This window comes from Streptomyces sp. ID05-26A (assembly GCF_033794685.1).
Classification (GTDB): domain Bacteria; phylum Actinomycetota; class Actinomycetes; order Mycobacteriales; family Pseudonocardiaceae; genus Lentzea.
The window spans coordinates 1,764-3,471 of the sequence record NZ_JARAYZ010000013.1; the positions used below are offsets into that span (position 1 = coordinate 1,764).

At 56.2% G+C, this 1,708-nt stretch carries 1 rRNA gene; it reads left to right on the forward strand.

The annotated features are described in order from the left end of the window. Positions 1–42: 42 nt before the first annotated feature. Positions 43–1,708 (forward strand): 23S ribosomal RNA (locus tag PV646_RS44755); the annotation flags it as partial.

Here is a 1,708-nt window from a genome sequence, read left to right on the forward strand (position 1 = left end):
GATTGTTCTTTGAGAACTGCACAGTGGATGCGAGCATCTTTGTAGCAAGTTAGTAAGGGCATACGGTGGATGTCTTGGCACCAGGAGCCGATGAAGGACGTAGGAGACTGCGAAAAGTCTAGGGGAGCTGTCAACCGAGCTGAGATCCTAGAATGTCCGAATGGGGAAACCCGGCCCCAGTCATGTGGGGTCACCCATACCTGAACACATAGGGTATGTGGAGGGAACGCGGGGAAGTGAAACATCTCAGTACCCGCAGGAAGAGAAAACAACCGTGATTCCGTGAGTAGTGGCGAGCGAAAGCGGAAGAGGCTAAACCGCGTCTGTGTGATACCCGGCAGGGGTTGCATTCGCGGGGTCGTGGGACCTCTTGGTCAGTTCTGCCGAGCTGGCAAACAGTCAGAAACCATTGTGGTTAGAGGAACGTGTCTGGAAAGCACGAGCGTAGAGGGTGAAACTCCCGTACTCGAAAACCCGATGGCTGTTTAGAGTGTTCCCAAGTAGCAGCGTACTCGTGAAATTCGCTGTGAATCTGGCGGGACCACCCGCTAAGCCTAAATACTCCCTGGTGACCGATAGCGGACTAGTACCGTGAGGGAAAGATGAAAAGTACCCCGGGAGGGGAGTGAAATAGTACCTGAAACCGTGTGCCTACAATCCGTCGGAGCCTTTAGGGGTGACGGCGTGCCTTTTGAAGAATGAGCCTGCGAGTTAGTGCTACGTGGCGAGGTTAACCCGTGTGGGGTAGCCGTAGCGAAAGCGAGTCTGAATAGGGCGCTTGAGTCGCGTGGTCTAGACCCGAAGCGGTGTGATCTAGCCATGGCCAGGGTGAAGCGCGGGTAAGACCGCGTGGAGGCCCGAACCCACCAGGGTTGAAAACCTGGGGGATGAGCTGTGGTTAGGGGTGAAAGGCCAATCAAACACCGTGATAGCTGGTTCTCCCCGAAATGCATTTAGGTGCAGCGTCGTGTGTTTCACCTCGGGGGTAGAGCACTGGATGGTCTAGGGGGCCCACAAGCTTACCGAAATCAACCAAACTCCGAATACCGAGGTGTGAGAGCGCGGCAGTGAGACTGCGGGGGATAAGCTTCGTAGTCGAGAGGGAAACAGCCCAGAACGCCAGCTAAGGTCCCTAAGTGTGTGCTAAGTGGGAAAGGATGTGGGGTCGCACAGACAGCCAGGAGGTTGGCTTAGAAGCAGCCACCCTTTAAAGAGTGCGTAATAGCTCACTGGTCAAGTGGTCCTGCGCCGACAATGTAGCGGGGCTTAAGCACACCACCGAAGCTGTGTCATTTCGAGTTTACTCGGGATGGGTAGGGGAGCGTCGTGTAGCGGTTGAAGCGGCGGAGTAATCCAGCCGTGGACGCTATGCGAGTGAGAATGCAGGCATGAGTAGCGAAAGACGAGTGAGAAACTCGTCCGCCGGATGACCAAGGGTTCCTGGGCCAGGCTAATCCGCCCAGGGTAAGTCGGGACCTAAGGCGAGGCCGACAGGCGTAGTCGATGGACAACGGGTTGATATTCCCGTACCCGTGTGAACGCGCCCATGATGAACCTTGTGATACTAACCGCCCGAAGCACCTCCAAAGACCCTTCGGGGTCGAGGGGACTGTGGAGCGCGGGACCTGAACTTGTAGTAGTCAAGCGATGGGGTGACGCAGGAGGGTAGCTCCGCCAGTGAGTGGTAGTACTGGTGCAAGCGTGTAGG